19 protein-coding genes and 1 pseudogene are annotated in these 21,847 nt (G+C 56.7%); 12 read left to right on the top strand and 8 right to left on the bottom strand.

The window, feature by feature from the left end; all coding sequences use genetic code 11:
- Positions 1–579: 579 nt before the first annotated feature.
- Both ABID77_RS06850 and ABID77_RS06845 read right to left on the bottom strand, forming a co-directional pair.
- Positions 580–1,902: pseudogene (locus tag ABID77_RS06850) on the bottom strand (integrase core domain-containing protein).
- Between the two features lie 829 nt (positions 1,903–2,731).
- Positions 2,732–5,137, bottom strand: a complete 2,406-nt coding sequence (locus ABID77_RS06845; protein ID WP_429592691.1) for an ATP-binding response regulator — start codon at positions 5,135–5,137, stop codon at positions 2,732–2,734.
- Between the two features lie 207 nt (positions 5,138–5,344).
- Here ABID77_RS06845 and ABID77_RS06840 point away from each other — a divergent pair, with 207 nt between their 5' ends.
- On the top strand, positions 5,345–7,129 hold the full coding sequence (locus ABID77_RS06840; RefSeq protein ID WP_429592688.1) for an ATP-binding response regulator: 1,785 nt from the start codon (positions 5,345–5,347) through the stop codon (positions 7,127–7,129).
- A 473-nt stretch (positions 7,130–7,602) separates the two neighbouring features.
- A complete protein-coding gene (locus ABID77_RS06835; RefSeq protein WP_429592686.1) occupies positions 7,603–8,238 on the top strand; it encodes a hypothetical protein in 636 nt (211 codons plus the stop codon).
- A 29-nt stretch (positions 8,239–8,267) separates the two neighbouring features.
- Here the strand turns inward: ABID77_RS06835 and ABID77_RS06830 are convergent, their stop codons facing one another.
- The 4 genes from ABID77_RS06830 to ABID77_RS06815 form a co-directional block, all read right to left on the bottom strand.
- Entirely contained in the window at positions 8,268–8,795 is a 528-nt protein-coding gene (locus ABID77_RS06830; RefSeq protein WP_429592683.1) for a murein hydrolase activator EnvC family protein, read from the bottom strand.
- A gap of 69 nt (positions 8,796–8,864) precedes the next feature.
- A complete protein-coding gene (locus ABID77_RS06825; RefSeq protein WP_429593338.1) occupies positions 8,865–9,344 on the bottom strand; it encodes a CreA family protein in 480 nt (159 codons plus the stop codon).
- A 101-nt stretch (positions 9,345–9,445) separates the two neighbouring features.
- Positions 9,446–10,018, bottom strand: coding sequence for an NUDIX hydrolase (locus ABID77_RS06820; RefSeq protein WP_429592680.1), 573 nt, complete (start codon positions 10,016–10,018; stop codon positions 9,446–9,448).
- A gap of 3 nt (positions 10,019–10,021) precedes the next feature.
- Positions 10,022–10,723: a fumarylacetoacetate hydrolase family protein gene (locus tag ABID77_RS06815; RefSeq protein ID WP_429592677.1), complete on the bottom strand. Its 702-nt coding sequence runs from the start codon at positions 10,721–10,723 to the stop codon at positions 10,022–10,024.
- Positions 10,724–10,884: 161 nt separating this feature from the next.
- Between ABID77_RS06815 and maiA the strand changes: the two genes are divergently transcribed.
- Together maiA and pgeF are read left to right on the top strand one after the other, a co-directional pair.
- Positions 10,885–11,541 carry a maleylacetoacetate isomerase gene (gene maiA, locus ABID77_RS06810; protein ID WP_429593335.1) on the top strand — a complete coding sequence of 219 codons (657 nt, stop codon included), beginning with the start codon at positions 10,885–10,887 and terminating at the stop codon, positions 11,539–11,541.
- An 18-nt stretch (positions 11,542–11,559) separates the two neighbouring features.
- Positions 11,560–12,312, top strand: coding sequence for a peptidoglycan editing factor PgeF (pgeF, locus tag ABID77_RS06805; RefSeq protein WP_429592674.1), 753 nt, complete (start codon positions 11,560–11,562; stop codon positions 12,310–12,312).
- On the opposite strand, the gene ABID77_RS06800 is transcribed toward pgeF, so the two are convergent.
- Entirely contained in the window at positions 12,241–12,888 is a 648-nt protein-coding gene (locus tag ABID77_RS06800; RefSeq protein ID WP_429592671.1) for a hypothetical protein, read from the bottom strand. The genes pgeF and ABID77_RS06800 overlap by 72 nt on opposite strands.
- On the opposite strand from ABID77_RS06800, the gene phaC reads away from it, so the two are divergent.
- The 4 genes from phaC (at position 12,863) to ybaL (ending at position 18,485) form a co-directional block, all read left to right on the top strand.
- Positions 12,863–14,422, top strand: coding sequence for a class I poly(R)-hydroxyalkanoic acid synthase (phaC, locus tag ABID77_RS06795; RefSeq protein WP_429592668.1), 1,560 nt, complete (start codon positions 12,863–12,865; stop codon positions 14,420–14,422). The two genes, ABID77_RS06800 and phaC, sit on opposite strands and share 26 nt — an antisense overlap.
- Before the next feature lie 59 nt (positions 14,423–14,481).
- Positions 14,482–15,660, top strand: coding sequence for an acetyl-CoA C-acetyltransferase (locus ABID77_RS06790; RefSeq protein WP_429592665.1), 1,179 nt, complete (start codon positions 14,482–14,484; stop codon positions 15,658–15,660).
- Between the two features lie 192 nt (positions 15,661–15,852).
- Entirely contained in the window at positions 15,853–16,590 is a 738-nt protein-coding gene (phbB, locus tag ABID77_RS06785) for an acetoacetyl-CoA reductase (RefSeq protein ID WP_296307706.1), read from the top strand.
- 200 nt (positions 16,591–16,790) lie between these two features.
- Complete coding sequence (gene ybaL / locus ABID77_RS06780; protein ID WP_429593332.1) at positions 16,791–18,485, top strand: YbaL family putative K(+) efflux transporter; 1,695 nt, start codon at positions 16,791–16,793, stop codon at positions 18,483–18,485.
- 44 nt (positions 18,486–18,529) lie between these two features.
- Here ybaL and ABID77_RS06775 read toward each other — a convergent pair whose 3' ends face one another.
- Entirely contained in the window at positions 18,530–18,934 is a 405-nt protein-coding gene (locus ABID77_RS06775) for a hypothetical protein (RefSeq protein WP_429592663.1), read from the bottom strand.
- A gap of 281 nt (positions 18,935–19,215) precedes the next feature.
- On the opposite strand from ABID77_RS06775, the gene ABID77_RS06770 reads away from it, so the two are divergent.
- The 4 genes from ABID77_RS06770 to ABID77_RS06755 all read left to right on the top strand — a co-directional run bounded on the left by ABID77_RS06770 (position 19,216) and on the right by ABID77_RS06755 (position 21,755).
- Positions 19,216–19,404, top strand: a complete 189-nt coding sequence (locus ABID77_RS06770; RefSeq protein WP_429592660.1) for a hypothetical protein — start codon at positions 19,216–19,218, stop codon at positions 19,402–19,404.
- Between the two features lie 142 nt (positions 19,405–19,546).
- On the top strand, positions 19,547–20,014 hold the full coding sequence (locus ABID77_RS06765; protein ID WP_429592657.1) for a response regulator: 468 nt from the start codon (positions 19,547–19,549) through the stop codon (positions 20,012–20,014).
- A 524-nt stretch (positions 20,015–20,538) separates the two neighbouring features.
- The gene (locus ABID77_RS06760; protein WP_429592654.1) at positions 20,539–20,772 is read left to right on the top strand and encodes a hypothetical protein; all 234 of its coding nucleotides are present in this window, start codon (positions 20,539–20,541) and stop codon (positions 20,770–20,772) included.
- Positions 20,769–21,755, top strand: coding sequence for a hypothetical protein (locus ABID77_RS06755; protein ID WP_429592651.1), 987 nt, complete (start codon positions 20,769–20,771; stop codon positions 21,753–21,755). The genes ABID77_RS06760 and ABID77_RS06755 overlap by 4 nt, the downstream gene beginning before the upstream one ends.
- The last annotated feature ends 92 nt before the right edge of the window (positions 21,756–21,847 follow it).

The following is a 21,847-nucleotide window of genomic DNA, read 5'->3' as shown; positions in this document are numbered from 1 at the left end:
TTCAGTCTATTGAAACAAATGACGGGTAAACATCGATGCCGACCGATGGCATCAGAATGGGATGTTCACGATTCTTTCACTCATCAGGCGAAGCGGAAATATGAAAAACTGAACATTTATTAACAGCAACACCAACTCTACATAGAATTGTTGTGATTTTTAGTAACAAAGCTCTTGACATGGCACGTCTTTTTGTATCAGAAGTGTATCCGAATCTTACATTAAGGTATTTTTGAATATTTTGGTTACTTTTTGATAAATTGGATCGAAGTTTAAAATTGTCAAATTATTTAGGTAAAAACTTTGCCATTTTTAGCTTGCTGTGAGACTGAAAAAATTTTCAAAATGGATTCATTTCATGGCGATCTTGTCAAGCTGATTCGAATCTAGGGTGAACTATGGAAGATATTCCAGAATAGGTTTTTGAAACTGAAATTGAAATCATTCTTGCGATCGTGATGTGATTTTCTATGCGGTACTGATCTGAATAATTAGAATTTCGCTTGTCGAGGTGAGGGTGTTCATGAAAAAGAAAGCGTACGTAAATAAAAGAACTTTTGGGTTGTTGACGACATGTTATTAATGATCTTGCCCCGTATTTCGGGGCGCGGTCTGTTCGCGATGTGACGTCCACTCGAACTGAGCGAGGCGCTGTTGGGCAGCACGATGACGTCCGAACTCCCTGGGTGATCTCATCCTCAGCGCCGAGAGTGGGTGGATTTCGTTGAAGTGCTCGAAGGCCGCAGCCATCTGCGCCATCACCGTCCTTGCATCGGTCAGGTCCATGTGGCCGACGTGGTCGCGCCTGAGCGTATTGACGAAGTTCTCGGCCATCCGGTTGCTTTGCGGACTGCACACGGGTGTATTGACCGGCGACCGGCCCAACGCCTGGCGATCTGCCGCGTCTTGGGGGCAATGGGGGTGTCGCCGTTGTCCGAGACCAGCTCCAAGGCGTGAGTCTCTGAAATGCCTTCTACGTCGCCGAAGCGCTTTTCCACCGCCACGCTGAACATCTCGCGCTCGGACTCGCCCGGCAGGCCTCGCCTTCCCAGGCCCGATAAATCAGGATTTCCCGATCGCAGCAGTCTTTGCATGTTGGTCGCCCTCACGGTTTGATTCGAGTCGCGCTTGATCTCGAAACCGTCCAGCACCACCGCATGTCGCTTCGGGGACTGTAGCCTTGCCTTCGTGAGGCCGACTGGACTGGCGTCGTTGTAGTGCCTCGGGCGGCAACAGCGCATGGCTGGCCATCACGCGGTCGACGCTCTTGGCGTTGACTCGCGGCACGCCAGCATCGGCTCGCTGGCGGTTCACCAGCGCGCAGGTACGGCGGTAGCCATAGATCGGCAGGTCGGTGACCTGGACCCCGATCTTGTCGAGCAGCAGGGCGTTATCGACCTGTGCAGTACGGCAGGTCCGGGCGTCGATCCAATCGTCGCTGCGAGCACGCAGTCGCCGAACGTTCGAGCGCGCCAACCCCAGGGTCTCGCAGACGACCTTCATAGGCCGTCCCTGCCCAGCAAGGGTGAGTGCGCAATCCACTTTCTTGCGGTGTCGTACGCCACGGCTTCCTTGAAGATCTCGTTCTTCAAGGTCGTCTTGCCCAGCACACCCTGGAGCATGGCGATCTCGGTCCGGGTGGCGATGGCGAGCAGCAGCGGGCCGCTGCCGGCGATCACGATGCGTTCGCCGGCCACCGTCAAGCCGCCCTTGACGAGCGATGAGCGACACGCTCATGCCTGGCTCGTAGCTGCGTCGAACCAGCGCGGCCTTCTCCGCAAGAGACCAGCGCCTGCGACGCTGGTCTCTCATGATCACCTTGACGGTGGTGTCCGTATTCCTGGTCGTGTTCACAGTCCTGCTCCTACCCTGAAAGACAGGCGACAAACCGTGTCTTGCCATTTACGGGGCCAACTCACTGAATCTGCAATCGATCAGAATGGGTATGCCCGCATTTCGAAGAAATGCCGAGAAGGCTGCAATTCACTAATGTCAGAGATGGAAAATTAAATTTTCTCGCATCGTCTCCGTATCATGACCGGGGAATGTTGGAAAGTGCGAACACAGGCTTCGGAAAATCCCAATGCCTTGCAACGAGTCGTGCGAGCGGGTTCTTCTCGGCGATTATTGCTCGATGACTTCACACTTTGAGGGGTGGTCGAGCAGCAAAGTCTCTGTCGGCTCGATGCGTCGCTTCACTTCAGCTTGGTAAGGCCGGAACTGTGGCCTTGCACTGCGCATATCGGGTCGAGTTGCCAGAGTGGACACTGCAGTGACTGTGAAGGCGACAAGCGCGGCCAGGTCAATGAAGTACACATGGCAGTCGACGCCAGGCTTTTTCTATGCCGCGCATGCGATGCTCCATTAATCGAAAAAACGCGCATGTGCTCCAGTTAAATAAAGACGGTCAGTGGTCACATGGTCGAACGGCTTTGAGTGGATCGGGACTATGTGTGGAAGCAGACTGGGTACGACGTACAAGCTCGTGGAATCGGGTTCCAGCCGATCAAGTTGGCCGAAGTAAAGAACTTTGCTGTGGTGTTGTTCGGACTTCACATGGTCGAGCACTGCTTCACCCCAAAGGCATGGCTTTGCCGTCTGAACGAAGACTGCAAACTTTTGTTACGAAGTGAATACGCATGCAATCTTCAAACTCCTCACTTTGCATGAATGGACGATTTTTGCCTAATCTTCGATCTAGCGTTTTTCTTGAAAAATGACAAATATCTCATCACCTTACAATTGGATTAGAAAGAATTTTCTTCAAGATAGAGATGGAACTTTTCAAAAGAGCGATGTCTTCAATATCCTTGGCCCCAGAGATTTCCCTGCAGATTGAAATGCCTTCGTCGAAACCATGGATGGCAGGACTGCCAGCAAGTGTATGGGCGGCTCTTTTCGCGGCAATGAAATCTCCTGATTCGGCTGAACGTTCAATTTCACTTACTAACGCACGTCTGGACTCGATAAAACTCGGAAAGGCTTCAATGAAGCTCTTTTCAATCCACAACTTGTTCTCCATCAGACTTGTCGCTGTCTTGGAAGAAATAATCTTCAGGATTTCTTCGAAGTCTTCTTGCCTGACGGGTTTCGTCAAAATTCCGTCGAAGCCTGCCTTTTTTGCTTTTTCGATGGTCTCAATGTCATCGTACCCAGTGAAGGCATAGATTATGCTGGCTTCTTCTGCGGCCGAAGATTGCATTTCTCGGATCCGACTCAATGCTTCGAATCCGTCCATTATGGGCATTTCGAGATCCATCACCACGATGTCTGGCCTCCTGAGCGTCAGGGCTTCGATGGCATCTCTTCCGTTGATCGCGCGACGTGCTCCGACATGACGGGGCAACCAACTCAACAATAGCAACCAGTTGTATTCATCGTCTTCCACGACCAAGAGTTCGATGGGAGTTTCTTTTGCTTCGGAATCTGGTGAAAGTGCAATGTCGACCAAATTGCCAGGCAAAGATGGACCAAATGAGTTCGCATGCAGGCGATCGCTCCTATCGTCTTTGGGTTCGACTCTAGCGCGGTTGAGTTTCAACATGAGAAGCGTACCTCTCTCCGTTGAGGTCGACATTGTCAGATCCCCACCCTGGGCCCGAGCGATCAATCTCGCAGAATATGTACCGAGTCCTAGACCACCACGTTTTCCGTGAGTAGCATATTTCTCGAAAAATTCATCGCGAATGGACTCGTGTACTGCGCCCTCGTTGTGAATCAACAAGCCTGCTCTTGCACCTTGGTATATAGCCATCGTGACGGTACTGTTTTCCGGGGCCGCTTCCAGAGCATTTCGAACGAGGTTCTCAACAATAGAAAATGTAAGGAGATGGTTTCCCGTGGCTTTCAAGTTGTTCACGGACGCGTTGAACTCAAGATGAACGTTCTTGGAGCGGGCATGATTGATGAGTTCGCCGATTACATTCCTACCGATCACGACAAGATCGATCGTTTCCGGAACGAATCGAAATGTTCCTTCTTCCATTCGATAAAGATCCAAGGACATCGTCACCATGGAAAGAGCCCTCGCGGCGGTGCGCTCTATGGATGTCAAAAGATGCTCTTCCGTGTTGGATAAGACGCGCCCTTTGCGCAGTAAAGCCGCTGCGGACTCGATGCTTTTTAAAGGAGAGCGTAGATCGTGTTGCGCCAGCCTTTCCACTTCCTGACGAGCATGAAGGGCGCTTTTTGCGGAATTGAATTGTGTCGATATCTCGATTGCTTGAGAGGCGAGTTTGCGTTGACTTTCTCTGAGCAGTTCTTCTATTTGCAGACGTTCCTCGATGCTCAATAAAGTGACAATCAACTTGTTGTCCACTCCGCTAGCTCGAACAAATTGAGCGTGAACCCATATGGTGCCGCCGGTTTTCCGTACCAGTCTGCAGTCACATGAAGCCATTGAACTGATTTGTCCTACAGACAGGCGACTCGCATGGAAGCGAGCTCTGTCTATTGATAGATGATCCGCAGGATGGAAAATATTGGAGAAATGAACTCTTCTCGACGGATCTGGAATTTCCAGGTTTTTCGTTAACGGTTCACTTAAATATTCAACTTGATCATTTTCTCCTATTTCCATGTGCCAAAATCCGGCAGCGCTTTGCGCCATTTGCAGGTTGCGAATGCGTCGGTTCAAGTCATTTTGGCCTACATCTTTGAATCGCCTATAAACTGCTACGCTTCCTGCGAGTACCACGGTGGATCCGAGAAATTCCAATCCTTCGCTAATATGCTCAGCAAGAAGCAGTACGACGGAAACCAGCATGACGCTGAGCGATACGATGGGAAAAATGATCTCCGAAGACGCGATTAATATCGTCAGCACTATCGATGGGAGCCACCACAGGAAAAAATCAAGACCGCGATGTGCCGTCCATGTGGTCCAGATTAAAGTAGTCAGCAATAGGAGGAATTCGTGAGTTCGATTCTTGTTGTCTTCTATAATCCTCCATCCTCGCCATGCAAGAGAAACGAGGAAGCCTATATTTATGGCGAGAGATAATCCATCTTTTGGTTTCGTGTCATAAATGCATCTTATGCCTACCCAAATTGCCATGCCGCATATGATTAAAAGAAATGCGAAATCGTCAGGCTTCGTGATTTTTGTGCGAAAAAAGATATTTGGAACTTTGGGCATGGATTTGTTCGATTGTTTGAAATAGAAAGATCATGTTTTAGATCGATGCTATCGTTCTGACGTGTGATGCTCTTGGTGAAGCATTCTTGATATATAACTGACAGACTGATTTATATATTTTTATTTTTTAGGAATTTGCCGATAGGTGTTCGGTTCGAGGTCAAGTCAGAATGTGTGGCCGAGTAAAAAGATTTTCTGGGAAATCCAATGAGGAAATCAATTGGGGATGAGGATGGTCAAATCAGAAGAATTAGGCTTCAGCATTTGGAGTTGGCGGCTGTTATGGGAGCAGGTCGTAGCTTCTTTCCAATCTACGCACTATTCGCGGTGTCGGCGACCGTCGTTATTTATCCCAGTGTCTCACGTGTGGTGACCGCTGCATGGGTAAGCACATATTTGATTTACACCGTAATCAGGACCGTTGCAACAGCGCTTTACCATGACGATGTGGATCGTGAAATTCCGTCTCGAATTCAGAAGTGGCGAAAATTCGTATTTTTTTCTGCCTTTACCCATGGGGCGATTTTAGGAAGTCTTGCAGTAATCGCGTTGCCGGTCCTGAATTCGGCGCGACAATTGGTTTTGACTGCATTCATTTTGATCGTGACTACAGGCGCGGTCCTTTATGTCTCGGCAGTTCTACCCGCACTTATCATTCTGATTTCCGCTGCCTTGCTTCCTTACGTAGCGGTATGGTATCTATATGCAAGCGCTTCTGAGATTCCAGTCGCATATTTTCTTTGTGCGGCTTGGATCATCAACTTGTTCATGAGCTTGATTCACCATAGAGCGGGATCCCGACTTTTTGAATTGGTGGCTGAGAATGAAGTTCTTGTAAAGGCTTTCGAGGAGAAGAACAGGGAGCTTGAGATAGCAGATCGAGCGCGGCTGCAATTGCTGGCGGTCACCAGTCATGATCTCCGTCAACCAGTTCATGCTTTGGGTCTAATCCTCGCGCATGCCAGTGAGCATGACGATACAAGGCTAATCGGTCAGCATTTCGAAAAAATGAGGGAAATATCGAACCTGATATCGGAGATGCTTTTGGAGTTGATGGACTTGAGCATGCTTGAGCATGAGAAGACCGTAAAGAAAATTGAAGAAGTTTGTTTGACTACAATCCTCATGCAATTGAAGGCAAGTCAGGAACCTGTTGCCAGAAGAAAAGGACTTGCTCTCAATATTCTTGCAAATAAGGAGATATGGGTGTTGGCAGATGCAGGATTGCTAAGAAGAATGCTTCTCAACTTGCTTTCTAATGCAATAAAGTATACAACGATAGGATTCGTAGAAATAGAATGCCATGTTCAAGGTGGTCATGTTTTGATTGGCGTCCGAGATACGGGAATGGGAATCCCTTCGGAAAGATTGAATGAGATTTTTCAGCCTTACGTGAGGCTCGACCCCAGAATCGAGGAGAAGGAAAGTGTCGGTCTTGGTCTTTCCATTGTTCAACGCGCTGCGATAGCACAAGGCTTCAAGATTCGGGTCTCTTCGGTAATGGGTAGTGGCTCTGTGTTTGAACTGTGTGTTCCGCATGTTGCGAACCCTCAGAAAGTCGATCAGACTGAAATCGCAAGTTCGAACGCGCTGCCATCCGGCGAAGTTCTCATTGCCGTGATCGATGACGACTTCTTTGCACGCGAAGCACTCGTCATGCTTTTAAAACATTGGGGGTATTCCACCGCAAGCGCAGAATCGATTGGTGACTTGCAGAAGGAGTTGAAATCGCAAAGAAAGCCCGCTTTGATCATTGCTGATAATCATTTGAGTCCGATCGAGTTTGGGTCCGATGCTATTCAAGCAGTTCGAGAGGATTTCAATGATTTCTCAATCCCGGCGATCGTTGTAACCGGGGATGCGAATGTGCGGCTCAGTGGATTGAGCCATGTTGAAGTTGCTCACAAACCAATCAAGCCAGCTTTGCTCAAGGAGCTTGTCGTCAGAATGACGCCGAGCATCGCTAGATCAAAATCCACACCGCAGCGATAGCCAAGTACGCACAGATGTGGGTGCCTCTGCATTATTTCTCAAAAACTGCTGACTCTTCGTGCAATCGAGTTGTTTAATCTGAACATATCTTAATGAGATCAACAGATCGCAAGGTGGCTGTCGGATGATGCGGTTTTGAAACGGCTAGCTGTCGTACGAAATATCGAGGCCCTGAAAACTTTGTTGATCAACACTGGTTTGATAGTTCGAAAAATTCGATCTCTGACGGCAAATGGCAAAATAATAATGAACACGCTCAGGGAAATTGATAATTCGTTGCGTTCTGGATCTCAAATGGGTGAATTTTTGCCTATTAAAAAGGAGCATTCAGTAGTTCATGGGCATGGAATCCATCTGGATTGATGATGCGGAAAACTCATTCGAAGGCTAACTCGCGGCCTCGAGTTGCATTGATCGCTTTTACTCCGCGTAGCAGAGAGTATGGGCGAAGGGCCTTGCGTGTGCTGGGATGCATGCCGCTCGTATTCATGGATGCGGAAGAGTTCTTGCAGATCGGAAAGCGAGCGAGAGAACTCTCGATGATGTTGTTGGAGCATCCGATCCCGAGCGGCGAGGTCGATACTGATTCGTCAGACACAGGCGAGACAATCAGGCGGGCTGTGGGCGATGAATTGCCTGTCGTCCATTCGATCGCCATTCAGGCCGGGGGCGCCATTCCCGCTTTTCGTGCGGGAGACATGCTGCTTCCGGGCTCTTTATCGTTCGCTCAGCTCTGCCGCACGCTACGCGGTTTTTTGAAGAAACACGGAATGCAGACCACCGATTCGATTCTCGAATGGGGTGTCTATCGGTTCTGTGTCGATTCGGGTCTGGTGTATGTCGGAGGGACGCCGGTTTCCTTGAAACCGGAAGAGTTCGATCTGGCCTTGGAACTCTTTTTCAATGCAGGGGCGAAAGTGTCGAGGCCATGGCTCAAAGCGATGATTCCAAGTCTGCAGACACTCCGCCGACGTGCTTCTGCGCCAGCTGCCGATGCGACATTGCTACGAGTCCGAGACTTGCTGGATTTGCAAACCCAACACGGGTGGGACTTGCAGGTGAACCCAGGTTCCAGTTGCACGCTCGTGAGATCGGACTGGCTGGTGTAATACTTCGGATTAAAAACGCGCCGTTTTTGCTAACGCAAGCGTCCGTTCAAGTACGGCTCCGGATCGATTGCCACGCCGTTCTTCCTGAGTTCGAAATGAAGTTTGACTCTTTCCGCGTCTGACTCACCCATTTCGGCGATCTTCTGGTTCTGCGCAACGACATCATTTTCTTGCACCAGGATGGCTTGGTTGTGCGCATAAGCCGTCAGGAAGATCTCATCGTGTTTGATGATGACCATTTTTCCATATCCGCGCAGTTGATCACCGACATACACCACGCGCCCGTCCGCGGCAGCGACCACCGGATCACCGGCTCGGCCTGCGATGTCGATGCCCTTGCTTCTGACACTGTCGTAGCGCGTGATCGTCGGGCCTGCCGAGGGTCTGATGAACTGAGCTTTGAGGGGAGAAGAACCCGCGCTCTGGGACACACGAGGCAAGGGTGTCGTTCGCGAGACCACCGTGGGCGTCGCACAAGCTCCGATCAATGAAGTCAATGCGATGACAGTCAGCAGTCGCAGAGGTCGATCGATGTTAAAGGTCAGATGCAACGTCATTGAGGTGCTGGTTGATTTGGCGATGAGACGATCGAAGGGCTTCCTCGCAACCCCTTTTTGTCGGAAAAACTATTTGGAAATGGGGATCGTCATGCTTCGATCGACCGGAACCGCCGTCACGCTGTTCTGAGGTGAACCATCAATCAAACGATCGGAGTAGTACAGATAGACGAGCGTGTTGCGTTTGACATCGAGCATGCGCACGACACGCAAACGCTTGAACATGATCGAGAGACGCTCGCTGAAGACTTCATCGCGTTTTTTCAGCGGCTCGGTGAAGGATATCGGACCGACCTGTCGACATGCGATGGAGGCCTCCGCCTTGTCTTCGGCCAGTCCCAGCGCGCCGCTGACGCCACCTGTCTTTGCCCGCGACACGTAACACGTCACCCCGTTAACTTTGGGATCGTCATAGGCCTCGATCACGATCTTGTGATCGGGGCCGATCAGCTTGAAGGCGGTGTCCACGTCGCCAACGGTTTCCGCCGAAGCGACACTGCCGAAGGCAAAGACCGCGAGACCGACCGCGGTCGATCCCAAGGCTCGCATGACTCGCATGACTCGCATGACTCGCATGACTCGCATGACTCGCATGACTCGCATCATGGACGGACACAGGGCGGGGGATCGCATGAAAGCCTGTGCGTCCGTCATCTGATGTCGAGCGTGTGAACGCGCTCGAAGCTGCCGAGGCGCCGATCCTCGAAGTAAAGCCTCAATGTTTCGCGGACGGTGCGGAAAGCAATCTCTTCCCACGGAATTTCCGTCTCGGCGAATAAACGCGTTTCGATGGTTTCATGACCTGGGTCGAAGACATCGTCGAGCAACTTGGCGCGGTAGAACAGATGCACCTGACCCACATGCACGACGCTCATCACGGCGAAAAGGCCCTGCATTTCGAAATGTGCACCGGCTTCCTCGTCCGTTTCTCGTGCCGCACCTTGCGCGGTCGTCTCGCGGAGTTCCATGAATCCGGCCGGCAGGGTCCATTTACCTCGGCGCGGCTCAATGTTGCGCTTGCACAGCAGCACCCGGTCGCCCAACACCGGGATCGTGCCCACCACGTTGAGGGGATTCTCGTAATGGATCGTGCCGCACGAGGGACACACGGCGCGCTCTCGCGTATCACCGTCGTCAGGCACACGATAGACCACGGAAGCACCGCAGTTCCTGCAGTGCCTGATCGTCCGGACCGGAGGGTCGATGGATTCCGCGACGCTCATGGATCAAACGATCTTGATCTTCAAGGCCGGCAGTCCGCCGACGCTTCCTTCCAAGACGTCACCCGCCACCACGGCGGCGACGCCCTCGGGAGTGCCTGTGAAGATGAGATCGCCCGGCTGCAATTCCCAGGCCGACGAGAGGTGCTCGATCGTCTCGGCGATGGTCCAGATCAACTTGGCCACATTGCTGGCCTGGCGCGGTGTTCCATTGACTTGCAGAGCGATGTCCGCCTTCTCCACGTCCCCGGCTTGCGAGGTGGGAACGATCGGACCGATCGGTGCGCTCTGGTCGAAACCCTTGGCGATGTCCCAGGGGCGACCTTGCTTCTTCATGTCGGCCTGCAGGTCGCGACGCGTCATGTCCAGACCCACGGCATAGCCGAAGATGTGCTTGTGGGCGTCGGCGGCGGCGATGTCGCGGCCACCCGTCCCGATGGCGGCGACCAGTTCGATCTCGTGGTGCAGGTTCCGTGTCAGCGTGGGATAGGCGATGGTGCCGGTCGCGCCATCCTCGACGACCACGATCGCGTCGGCGGGTTTCATGAAGAAGAAGGGCGCCTCGCGACCGGAAAAACCCATCTCCTTCGCATGATCCTCGTAATTGCGACCGACGCAATAGATGCGGCGCACCGGAAAACGGCCTGCCTGGCCGACCACGGGAATCGACACCACATCGGGTGCGGGAACGACGTATTCGGAAGCCATCGCTTGGGTCCTTGTAATTGACGAGTTCAAACCTGACTCGAGGAATTTTTCACACGGCAGGCAGTGTGCCAGAGGACGGTCGATTCGACCGGGCGACGCCAGCCCGGGGAAGCCCGTGGGTTCCTGTGGGCATGCCGCCGCTATGCTCCGGCCGCATGATGATGAAGCTGCACAACTATTTCCGCTCGTCCGCCTCGTACCGGGTGCGCATCGCGCTCGCGCTCAAGGGCCTGGCCTACGAGTACGCGCCGGTCCATCTGGTGCGTGGGGAACATCTCAAGGCACCCTTCACGTCGATTTCGACGGACATGCTGCTTCCCTTGCTGGAAGTCGAGGATGACGCCTCGGGCGGGACGGAACGTTTTTCTCAGTCGATGGCGATCATCGAATACCTGGACGAAACGCATCCCGAGCCCCCGCTGCTGCCGGCCGACCCTGCCGATCGCGCGCATGTTCGTGCCCTGGCGCAAACCATCGCCTGCGAGATTCACCCCGTCAACAACCTGCGGGTGCTGAAATACCTGGTGCGTGATCTCAAGCTCGACGATGCCGTGAAGACGGCCTGGTATCGGCATTGGGTGCGCGAGGGTCTTCAGGCCTTCGAGCGTCAATTGGCGCAGCGACCACCCGGTCTCTACTGCTACGGCGACACGCTCACGCTGGCCGACTGCTGTCTGGTGCCGCAGATCTTCAATGCCCAGCGCTTCGACTGCGACCTCGCGGGACTGCCGCGCACGATGGCCGCCTACGAGGCTGCGATGCAGGTCGACGCCGTGCAGCAGGCCCATCCTTCGCGTTGTCCCGACGCGGAAGCCTGATCGGTGCCGACGTTGCGCATGCCGGCCGACTGGCTCGTGCCCGACTGGCCCGCACCTCCCGGTGTGCATGCACTCTGCACCACGCGAGCCGGCGGCGTGTCTCCATCGCCCTACCAGAGCTTCAATCTGGGCACTCATGTCGGTGACGCGCCCGCAGCCGTCGCCGCCAATCGTTCGGTGCTGCGCGATGTCCTCGGTGTCCGGCCGGTCTTCCTGGAGCAGGTGCATGGCGTCGAGGCGACGGTGCTCGACGACACCACGCCGGATGGTGCGCGCGCCGACGCCTGCATCGCGCTGCATCCCGGGATCGCCTGCACGGTCATGGTCGCGGACTGCCTGCCGGTGCTGTTCGCCAGCGCATGCGGCACGCGCGTGGCGGCGGCGCATGCCGGATGGCGTGGCTTGGCCGCGGGGGTGCTCGAACGGACGCTCGAGCGGCTGACCGCCCACGGTGGACGACGTCCGGTGGTCTGGCTGGGTCCCTGCATCGGACCACGCGCTTTCGAAGTCGGCGACGAGGTCAGGGCTGCTTTCGAGAAGCACGATCCGTCGATGGCGACCTGCTTCCGCGCCGCCGGTGCGCCGGGCAAATGGTGGGCCGATCTGCCCCTGATCGCCAGGAAAAGGCTGACGGCCGCTGGCGTTCGCGACATTCACGGCAACGACGGCACCGGCATCTGGTGCACGGCAAGCAATCCGTTACGTTTCTTTTCGCATCGGCGCGACGGTGTCAGTGGAAGATTCGCCGCTTGCATCTGGCTGCACGGTTGAACCGCCCGCTCCAGGCGACGCGATCGCACGCGCCGCGTCCTGCTGTGCCTGCTCCATCTGCCGGATCCGTTTGCGACGCGCCGGGGCGTTCATTAGGTAAACCACCAACGCAACCGGTGCCGCGCCATAGAGTAGAAACGTGAACACGGCGCCGATCACGGTGCCCGTGGTGTTGGTGCCTTCGGCTACCGCCATCATCAGGGCGACGTAGAGCCAGGCGATCACGACGATGTGCATGTGGTGGGGTGCGCCGAAAGGGCCGGACGGGTGGGGGATGTCGCGTTGTGGGCGACTTGTGAATGCAGGATACTTTCTTCGTAAAGCAATGGACATCGACGAGGATTCAGGAGACATCATGAAACAACAAGCGGCCGCGGCCGACGCTTTCGTTCCCTTCCAGCAGGCCTTGGCACGCGGATGGCAGCAGGCCATGGAATCTTTCCAGTCCATCGGCACGGCCGGTGTTCCGGGCGGAACGCCCTTGACCGACTTCGCGAAGCCGGCGGGCTCGAGCGGCGCTCTGCCGAAGCTCTCGCTGGCGCCCGAGAAGATGAAGGAAATCCAGCGCCAGTACATGGCCGAGGCGACCGATCTCTGGCGCCAGGGCCTCACGGCCAAGCCGGCCGGCGACCGGCGCTTTTCGGCCGAAGCTTGGTCGGGCAATCCGCTGTCGGCCTTCACGGCGGCGGTGTACCTGTTGAATGCCCGCACGCTGCTGGGCATGGCCGATGCCGTCGAAGCCGATGCGAAGACGCGGGCCCGGCTGCGCTTCGCGGTCGAGCAGTGGCTCGCCGCCACGTCGCCGAGCAACTCGCTGGCCTTCAATGCCGATGCGCAGAAGAAGGCCCTCGAGACGCAGGGGCAGAGCATCGCCCAGGGCATGCAGAACCTGCTGCACGACATCCAGCAGGGCCATCTCAGCATGACCGACGAGAGTGCCTTCGAGGTCGGGCGCAACGTCGCCACCAGCGAAGGCGCCGTAGTGTTCGAGAACGAGATCTTCCAGCTGCTCGAGTACAAGCCGCTCACGGCCAAGGTCTACGAGCGGCCGTTCCTGCTGGTGCCGCCCTGCATCAACAAGTTCTACATCCTCGATCTCCAGCCGGAGAACTCGCTGATCCGCTATGCCGTCGAACAGGGCCATCGTGTCTTCGTGGTGAGCTGGCGCAACCCGGACGAGTCGATGCGCGACTGCACGTGGGACGACTACATCGAGGACGCCGCGATCAAGGCGATCCACGTGGTGCAGGACATCGCCACGAAGGACAACAAGGACGACAAGATCAACGCGCTGGGCTTCTGCGTCGGCGGCACCATCCTGAGCACGGCGCTGGCCGTGCTGGCCTCGCGCGGAGAGAAGCCCGTGGCGTCGCTCACGCTGTTGACGACGCTGCTGGATTTCACCGACACCGGCGTGCTCGACATCTTCATCGACGAGCCGATGGTGAAGTACCGCGAGATGCAGATGGGGCAGGGCGGCATGCTGCCCGGCAAGGAGCTGGGCTCGACCTTCAGCTTCCTGCGGCCCAACGACCTGATCTGGAACTACGTCGTCGGCAACTACCTCAAGGGCGAGAAGCCACCCGCGTTCGACCTGCTCTATTGGAACGGCGACGCGACCAACCTGCCGGGACCCTTCTATGCCTGGTACCTGCGCAACACGTACCTCGAGAACAAGCTGATCGAGCCCGGTGCGCTCACCGTCTGCGGCGAGCCGATCGACCTCGGCAGCATCGACGTGCCGACCTACATCTACGGCTCGCGCGAGGACCACATCGTGCCGGTCGGCGGCGCCTACGCGTCGACGCAGGTGCTCAATGGCAAGAAGCGCTTCGTGATGGGGGCGTCGGGCCACATCGCCGGCGTCATCAATCCGCCGGCGCAGAACAAGCGCAGCCACTGGAGCCGGGACGACGCACAGTTCCCGGCCACGTCCGCCGAGTGGCTCGACGGTGCCACCGAGCATCGCGGCAGCTGGTGGACCGACTGGTCGCAATGGCTCAAGACGCACGCCGGCAAACAGATTCCCGCACCCAGGAATTACGGCAGGGAACGCGCCTACAAGGCGAGCGAACCTGCCCCGGGCCGCTACGTCAAGGCGAAGGCCTGACGACCCAGAGGCACGGCCCACAGAAGAATCATCAAACTGGAAAAGAACGGAGAGCATTCATGGAAGACATCGTCATCGTTTCAGCCGCACGCACGGCCGTCGGCAAGTTCGGCGGATCGCTCGCGGGCATTCCCGCCACCGAACTGGGCGCCCTGGTGATCAAGGAAGTCCTTTCTCGCGCGCGTTTGGGCAATGACCAGATCGGCGAAGTGATCATGGGACAAGTGCTGGCGGCAGGCGCGGGACAGAACCCGGCACGTCAGGCGCTGCTCAAGAGCGGCATCGGCAAGGAGACGCCGGCACTGACCATCAACGCGGTGTGCGGCTCCGGCCTGAAGGCCGTGATGCTGGCGGCCCAGGCCGTGGCCACGGGCGACAGCGAGATCGTCGTCGCGGGCGGCCAGGAGAACATGAGCCTGTCGCCCCACGTGCTGCCCAACTCGCGCAACGGCCAGCGCATGGGCGACTGGAAGATGGTCGACACCATGATCGTCGATGGCCTGTGGGACGTCTACAACCAGTACCACATGGGCATCACGGCGGAGAACGTCGCCAAGGAATACGACATCAGCCGCGCGATGCAGGACGAACTGGCGCTGGGCAGTCAGACCAAGGCCGCCGCCGCGCAGGATGCCGGCAAGTTCAACGACGAGATCGTCAGCGTGAACATCCCGCAGAAGAAGGGCGATCCGATCGTCTTCTCCAAGGACGAATTCATCAATCGCAAGACCAATGCCGAAGGCCTCGCTGGCCTGCGTCCGGCGTTCGACAAGGCCGGCGGCGTGACGGCGGGCAATGCGTCGGGCCTGAACGACGGCGCCGCGGCGGTGGTCGTGATGACGGCGAAGAAGGCGGCGGCACTGGGCCTCACGCCGCTGGGCCGCATCGCCAGCTACGCCACGATGGGTCTCGACCCGAAGATCATGGGCATGGGCCCGGTGCCGGCGTCCAAGAAGGCGCTGGAGCGCGCCGGCTGGAAGGCCGCCGATCTCGATCTGCTCGAGATCAACGAGGCCTTCGCGGCCCAGGCGTGCGCGGTCAATCGCGAAATGGGCTGGGACACGAGCAAGGTGAACGTGAACGGTGGCGCCATCGCCATCGGCCACCCTATCGGTGCGTCGGGCTGCCGCATCCTGGTGACGCTGCTGCACGAGATGCAGCGTCGCGATGCCAAGAAGGGCATTGCCTCGCTGTGCATCGGCGGCGGCATGGGCGTCGCGCTCACGATCGAGCGTTGAGGACGGTCCCGGCGAAGGCTCGCATGGCCGATGCCGGGACATCCGCAGAAATCCATTCTTCGCATGCATCCCATCGGGTCGATGCGTGCAAATCAATGTCGTGGCTCAGTGTTTTCCTGCACCTGTCGGTGTGAGAAATTTGGGTACAGTGACTTTGTCTCCTGAGAGACAAGAACAAATCAAGGAATCGTCATGAGTAAAAAAGTCGCTTACGTCACCGGTGGCATGGGTGGTATCGGAACCGCCATCTGCCAACGCCTGCACAAGGATGGCTTCACCGTGATCGCCGGTTGCGGTCCCACCCGCGACTTCGCGAAGTGGCTGGCCGAACAGCGCGAACTGGGCTTCGAGTTCCACGCTTCCGTCGGCAACGTCGGCGACTGGGCTTCCACCGTCGAGGCCTTCAACCAGTCGAAGTCGGAACACGGCAGCATCGACGTGCTGGTCAACAACGCCGGCATCACGCGCGACCGCATGTTCCTCAAGATGTCGCCGGAAGATTGGAGCGCGGTGATCGAGACCAACCTCAACAGCATGTTCAACGTCACCAAGCAGGTGGTGGGCGACATGGTGGAAAAGGGCTGGGGTCGCATCATCAACATCAGTTCCGTCAACGGCGCAAAGGGCCAGGCCGGCCAGACCAACTACTCGGCCGCCAAGGCCGGCATGCACGGCTTCACCATGGCGCTGGCGCAGGAACTCGCCGCCAAGGGCGTGACCGTCAACACGGTGAGCCCGGGCTACATCGGCACCGACATGGTCAAGGCCATCCGCCAGGAAGTGCTCGACAAGATCGTGGCCACCATCCCGGTCAAGCGCCTGGGCGAGCCCAGCGAGATCGCATCGATCATCTCGTGGCTGGCGACCGACGAAGGTGGCTATTCCACCGGTGCCGACTTCTCCGTCAACGGCGGCCTGCACATGCACTGATGCCGCGGCGTCCGCGGTCCTCGCATCGCGCGAGGTGAATGCAGGCTTCGAAAACCCGCTCCGGCGGGTTTTTTCCATTGGGGCCACGGGTCACGCATCGGACGGCGGCTAAAGTCGGCCTGTCTTCGCACGCCGAGCGATACGGCGACATGCTCACGGATCCCGCGCGGTCTGCGCACCCTTTTTGCCATCGGACAAGGATGCCCCACAGCGTTTCACTGATCAACACCATCGCGGCCGGACTCGGGCTGGCGCTCATCCTGGGCTTTCTGGCCGTTCGACTGCGGCTGCCGGCGCTGGTCGGCTACCTGCTGGCGGGCGTGATCCTCGGCCCGTTCACACCCGGCTTCGTCGCCGACATGGAAATCGCGGCGCAATTGGCCGAGATCGGCGTGATGCTGCTGATGTTCGGTGTCGGGCTGCACTTCTCGCTGGACGACCTGATGGCCGTGCGCAAGATCGCCGTTCCCGGAGCGCTCGTGCAGATCGGCGTGGCGACATTGCTGGGCGGGGCGTTGGCGATGTGGTGGGGTTGGCACCTGGGCGCGGCCCTGGTGTTCGGCCTGGCGCTGTCGGTGGCGAGCACGGTGGTGCTGCTGCGCGCGTTGGAAAGTCTCGGACTGCTGGACAGCTACATCGGACGCATCGCGGTCGGTTGGCTGATCGTCGAGGACCTCGCCATGGTGCTGGTGCTGGTGCTCCTGCCGCCGCTGGCCGGAGTGCTGGGCGGTCGTACCACCACCGGCGGCGGCGATGCGGCGGCGATCTGGCAGACGCTGGGCTTCACGTTGCTGCAGGTGAGCGGCTTCATCGTGCTGATGCTGGTGGTCGGGCGACGCGTGTTCCCCTGGGTGCTGTGGCAGGTCACGCGCACGGGTTCGCGCGAGCTGTTCACGCTGTGCGTGGTGGCCGCCGCGGTGAGCATCGCCTTCGCGTCGGCGGCGCTCTTCGGCGTTTCCTTCGCGCTGGGCGCCTTCTTCGCGGGCATGGTGATGCGCGAGTCGGAATTCAGCCACCGCGCGGCGGAAGAGTCGCTGCCGCTGCGAGACGCCTTCGCGGTGCTGTTCTTCGTCTCGGTGGGGATGCTGTTCAATCCCGCCGTGCTGGTGGAGCGACCGCTGCAGGTGCTGGCGGTGGTGCTGGTCATCATCGTGGGCAAATCGATCGCGGCCGGCGTCCTGGTGCTGGCGTTCCGCTATCCGCTGCGCACCGCGCTCACGGTGAGCGCCAGCCTGGCGCAGATCGGGGAGTTCTCGTTCATCCTGATCGCGCTGGGCATGTCGCTCGGCCTGCTTCCGGACGAGGCGCAGAGCCTGGTGCTCGCTGGCGCGCTGATTTCCATCGCCACCAACCCGTTGTGGTTCAGCCTGATCGCACCCGTGCAGGGCTGGCTGCACAAACGCTTCGCCTTCGCCCGCACGCTCGAACTGCGCGAGGATCCACTGGCCGAACTGCCGGTGTCGACCGAGGCACGTTACCTGTCACGCCAGGTGGTGCTGGTCGGCTACGGACGAGTGGGACGCCGCATCGCCGCCGAACTGAAGACCCACGAAATACCCTTCGTCGTCGCCGAGCAGAATCGCGAACTGGTCGAGCGGTTGCGCGCCGGCGGCACCGCAGCGGTGTGGGGCGACGCCGCAGAGCCCGCGGTACTCATCCAGGCACACATCGCCAAGGCGCAGGTCCTCGTCGTCGCGACCCCGAACACGCTGCACGTCCAGCAGATGATCGAGACGGCCCGATTGCTGAACCCCACCATCCGGACCGTGATCCGCAGCCACAACGAGGAAGAAGCTCGCCTGCTCGCGGAAGATGCATCGGTGACCGTGTTCCTCGGCGAACACGAACTGGCTCAGGCGATGGCCCGACAGGTATTCGAGCACGCGGCACCTTGAGTGCCGTCCGGTCGCGATCGCCCGAATCGCGATCGGATCGATGCTCAGAGGTCCTCGATGACCAGCATGCGATATCGCTGGGCGATCGAGTACGGCACCGTGCGGACGACCTCCATGACGCGTTCGGCGTCTTCCTCGTTCTCGGTCTTGACCATCAGGCCGGTATGACCTTCGCGGGCCAGCTTGGTGTAGGCGCGAACGACGGCACCTTCGGTGCCGGCGGAGGGCAGCGGGTTGTCGGCATCGCTGGTGGTCGGCGTGATCTGCGACAGCACGATCTCGGGCGGCACCAGGTACACCGCATCGGTCGGCACGCCGTTCTCCTCGAGCTTCCGCCCCACCGCGCGCGCATCGCCGGCTTCCGGGAACATGATGAAAGAATGGCCCGTGGGATAGAAGGCGCCGCCGATGGCGGCGGTCATGCTGGAGTCGAGTGTGAAGTTCTGCATGAGGTCTCCTCGAGACGATGAATCCGGATCAGGCACCGTGCCTTGTGATGACGAGTCGGTTCAGGGTAGAGCGTTGGCGACCACGAACTGTAGGAAAACCATGGGATCTGGTGACGCCGCAAGGCGTGCCGTTTCCGTGCCTGTTTGTAAGCAATACAATAACATTTGTATCAAAACGTGAATTTCTATGCTGGTAGCGCAAGCTTGCGCTCCTTAGGATTCAACGGATCTGAAATCCAAAGTTTTAATTTATGTCGCACTTGCGGAACGTCGCGCTGACTGTGCACGAACTCGAGGCCGGTGAGTACTACTGGGTGCTGATGGAAGGGACGGACTACACCATCGAGGATGTGCTGCCCTACCTGCCGATCGAGTCGTCCGCCGATCCCTATGGCACCTATGCGAACGCCTTGGTCGCGGGAATGGCCGCCATGCGGCGCATGTTCGGCCCGGGCGGACCGCGGGAATGACCGGCGAAGGCGATTAACATGCGGTCCCGGGTCGACGCCGATCGCGTCGCATGGCGACAGCCCATGCGCCGGCCGCCGTCAAGGTCGATGGCCCCGGCCCCCGTTTCCATCCAAACCGCAGGTGCGGACCCCGACGGTCCGCATGCCACCCGATCCGGAACGATCGCGGAAGCCGCAGCGGTCTGAAATCCTTTCAACCGCATTCTCGAATCTCTTCATGACGTTCAGCGTCTTTCTCGTCGAAGACAACCTTTCCGTTCGCGACGGCCTCCTCGACATGCTGGAGGAGGTCGGCGACGCCACCGTCGTCGGCGTCGCACCGACCCAGGACGAAGCCACCCGGTGGCTGCTCGAGCATTCGCACGTCTGGCATCTGGTGATCGTCGATCTGTTCCTGTCGGAAGGCTCCGGCATGGAGGTCGTGAAGGTGTGCGCGCCGCGGCAGGCCCACCAGCGCGTCGTCGTGCTGACCAACTACGTCGAGGCGTCGGCGTCGCGCGCGCTGTCGCAGGGCGCCGACGCGGTGTTCGACAAGACCTCGCAGCTGGAGGAATTCCTCGCCTACGTGCAACTGTGCGGCACGCAGCATCGCGACCGGGAGCAGGCATGACGCGGCAGACCGCCATCGTCCCGGGGCTGCCGGCCAAGGTGCTCTCGGTGGCGCCGATGCTCGATCGGCAAAGAAACCCAGCCTTCATGCGGGTTTGAAGCTGAGGGTGTGCAAAGTGTGTGCGTGCGGTGCGTTGCGCCGCGTCAACGATGAGGAGAAAAGTCTTCCTTTTCGACACGTGTGACAGTTACATTCAAGAAACAATGTCGATTGCACATTGAAGTTCTTTGAAGCTAAGGGATAACGCTGAGAACTTATGAGGCTTTGAGGCATTGACACTAACCAATCAATAAGTTATTTGGCAAAAAGTGTTTTGCATGGCAATTTGATTGGCGAGACTGCCTTAATAAGATTCGTTTTAGATAAAACTGCGGTATAAAAAAATGACATTTAGAGAGATCTTGCCTCTTAGTTGCCCTCCTGCAAGCACTAAGGCGCCGACTGTGTCTACTCTATGGAGACTTTTGAAAATTCAATCGGTTTGCGAAAAAGATTTCGATTCGACTGCTCAACGAAATCCTCATATGCCTCAACCTCATCCATGCGAGGCTAGAGGAATATCTTTGATTCCGGATCTTCAGCATTGTAAAAATATTGTTAAGTCGCCAAGATACAAGCATTTTAATTTTGCGGCAGCAATTCCTTATTCAATTTCTACCGGAATTTGGCATCAAGATTCAGATGACCATGTCAATTGGTGGATCTATCAATCTACCAATCCCTTGAATGTGGTTGTCAAGGTTGAGGCTTTGAAATGATTAGCGTAGTAATCACAGAAGTATTGCTCAGATATGACGAGCCACTTGTAGTTGTGGCAAGGAATGCCGTTGACGACAAAAAATATGTTGGAATTAATTATGGTGATGGGGCTGCAGGCTATCTGTTTTACTTTGCAAGGGTAAATCATCACAATCTTCAACTTCTCTATGAGCAGAGAATTGACGTTCGATATTTAATTACAAAGCTTAAGCAAGGGAAATATCTGTTAGGTCAAGGATGGGGTAGCAAAGAAGAAGTTTTCCGTGTACATGCTGTAAAAGAACTCGATCCAGAGTTTTTGCCTGAGACGGGAATGTTTATATTCCATCACGCTCTCACCAGTCCACAGTCTGAACTAAGGACTGTCCACATAGATGGACGATGGGGAATCGAAGATCTTAGGAAATTTTCCGATCTGGTCCAAGATGCTTACGCTTTCGTATATGCGTTGTCAGGAGCAGGTGCTACTTCGACAAAACAACGTATGGGCGAACTTTTTCGAAAGTATCCTTGGCGTGGAGGGTTTAGCTCGGTTAATTTTTTTGATGATCTTTACAAAATCATTCCTTCTCCAAACCGTGCGCAAGTTCGAGAAATCCAGTATGCATCGCCAGGTTTTATCAAGTTGAAAATGGATGGTGAAGTTGCTACGTCGATAAGTGATTTCATAACAACCATCAACCAGAAAGATTCTGACGCTACGACAGCCTACAACGATGCAAGGGCTACGCTACGAGCTCGTAATTGGCTGGGGAAGGCCAAAGACGATCTGGATTTAAGCGAGCAAGACGTTGGCATGCTTATCGATTTGGTGAACAAATTGTCGAACGCTTTTGGTTTGTCCATACAAGTTGAAGAAATAGTCCAGTTTGCTGGGTCCGATCCACTCGGCGCCGTAAAGATTTTGCTGGCTTACTACAGACGCTTGGCTGGACTTGCGGACTATGTTGCTACTGGAAAAGCTCAACAACTATTCGTTTAATCTCAGATCGTTGATATATGAAACCATTGCGATTCGCGCTGGGGGATGAATAATGGAAGGTGCTTCGACGGGAATTGGCCTAGTAATCATCT

It is taken from the genome of Variovorax sp. PvP013, from assembly GCF_050435945.1.
Lineage (GTDB): Bacteria > Pseudomonadota > Gammaproteobacteria > Burkholderiales > Burkholderiaceae_C > Variovorax.
This window is presented reverse-complemented; position numbering and strand designations above follow the sequence as displayed.

Bases quoted from the DNA above. Each gene is read 5' to 3' on its own strand.
- ABID77_RS06845 (WP_429592691.1), bottom strand. From the start codon at position 5,137: ATGCCCAAAGTTCCAAATATCTTTTTTCGCACAAAAATCACGAAGCCT.
- ABID77_RS06840 (WP_429592688.1), top strand. From the start codon at position 5,345: ATGAGGAAATCAATTGGGGATGAGGATGGTCAAATCAGAAGAATTAGG.
- ABID77_RS06835 (WP_429592686.1), top strand. From the start codon at position 7,603: ATGCCGCTCGTATTCATGGATGCGGAAGAGTTCTTGCAGATCGGAAAG.
- ABID77_RS06830 (WP_429592683.1), bottom strand. From the start codon at position 8,795: ATGACGTTGCATCTGACCTTTAACATCGATCGACCTCTGCGACTGCTG.
- ABID77_RS06825 (WP_429593338.1), bottom strand. From the start codon at position 9,344: ATGCGAGCCTTGGGATCGACCGCGGTCGGTCTCGCGGTCTTTGCCTTC.
- ABID77_RS06820 (WP_429592680.1), bottom strand. From the start codon at position 10,018: ATGAGCGTCGCGGAATCCATCGACCCTCCGGTCCGGACGATCAGGCAC.
- ABID77_RS06815 (WP_429592677.1), bottom strand. From the start codon at position 10,723: ATGGCTTCCGAATACGTCGTTCCCGCACCCGATGTGGTGTCGATTCCC.
- maiA (WP_429593335.1), top strand. From the start codon at position 10,885: ATGAAGCTGCACAACTATTTCCGCTCGTCCGCCTCGTACCGGGTGCGC.
- pgeF (WP_429592674.1), top strand. From the start codon at position 11,560: ATGCCGGCCGACTGGCTCGTGCCCGACTGGCCCGCACCTCCCGGTGTG.
- phaC (WP_429592668.1), top strand. From the start codon at position 12,863: ATGAAGGAAATCCAGCGCCAGTACATGGCCGAGGCGACCGATCTCTGG.
- ABID77_RS06800 (WP_429592671.1), bottom strand. From the start codon at position 12,888: ATGTACTGGCGCTGGATTTCCTTCATCTTCTCGGGCGCCAGCGAGAGC.
- ABID77_RS06790 (WP_429592665.1), top strand. From the start codon at position 14,482: ATGGAAGACATCGTCATCGTTTCAGCCGCACGCACGGCCGTCGGCAAG.
- phbB (WP_296307706.1), top strand. From the start codon at position 15,853: ATGAGTAAAAAAGTCGCTTACGTCACCGGTGGCATGGGTGGTATCGGA.
- ybaL (WP_429593332.1), top strand. From the start codon at position 16,791: ATGCCCCACAGCGTTTCACTGATCAACACCATCGCGGCCGGACTCGGG.
- ABID77_RS06775 (WP_429592663.1), bottom strand. From the start codon at position 18,934: ATGCAGAACTTCACACTCGACTCCAGCATGACCGCCGCCATCGGCGGC.
- ABID77_RS06765 (WP_429592657.1), top strand. From the start codon at position 19,547: ATGCCACCCGATCCGGAACGATCGCGGAAGCCGCAGCGGTCTGAAATC.
- ABID77_RS06760 (WP_429592654.1), top strand. From the start codon at position 20,539: ATGCCTCAACCTCATCCATGCGAGGCTAGAGGAATATCTTTGATTCCG.
- ABID77_RS06755 (WP_429592651.1), top strand. From the start codon at position 20,769: ATGATTAGCGTAGTAATCACAGAAGTATTGCTCAGATATGACGAGCCA.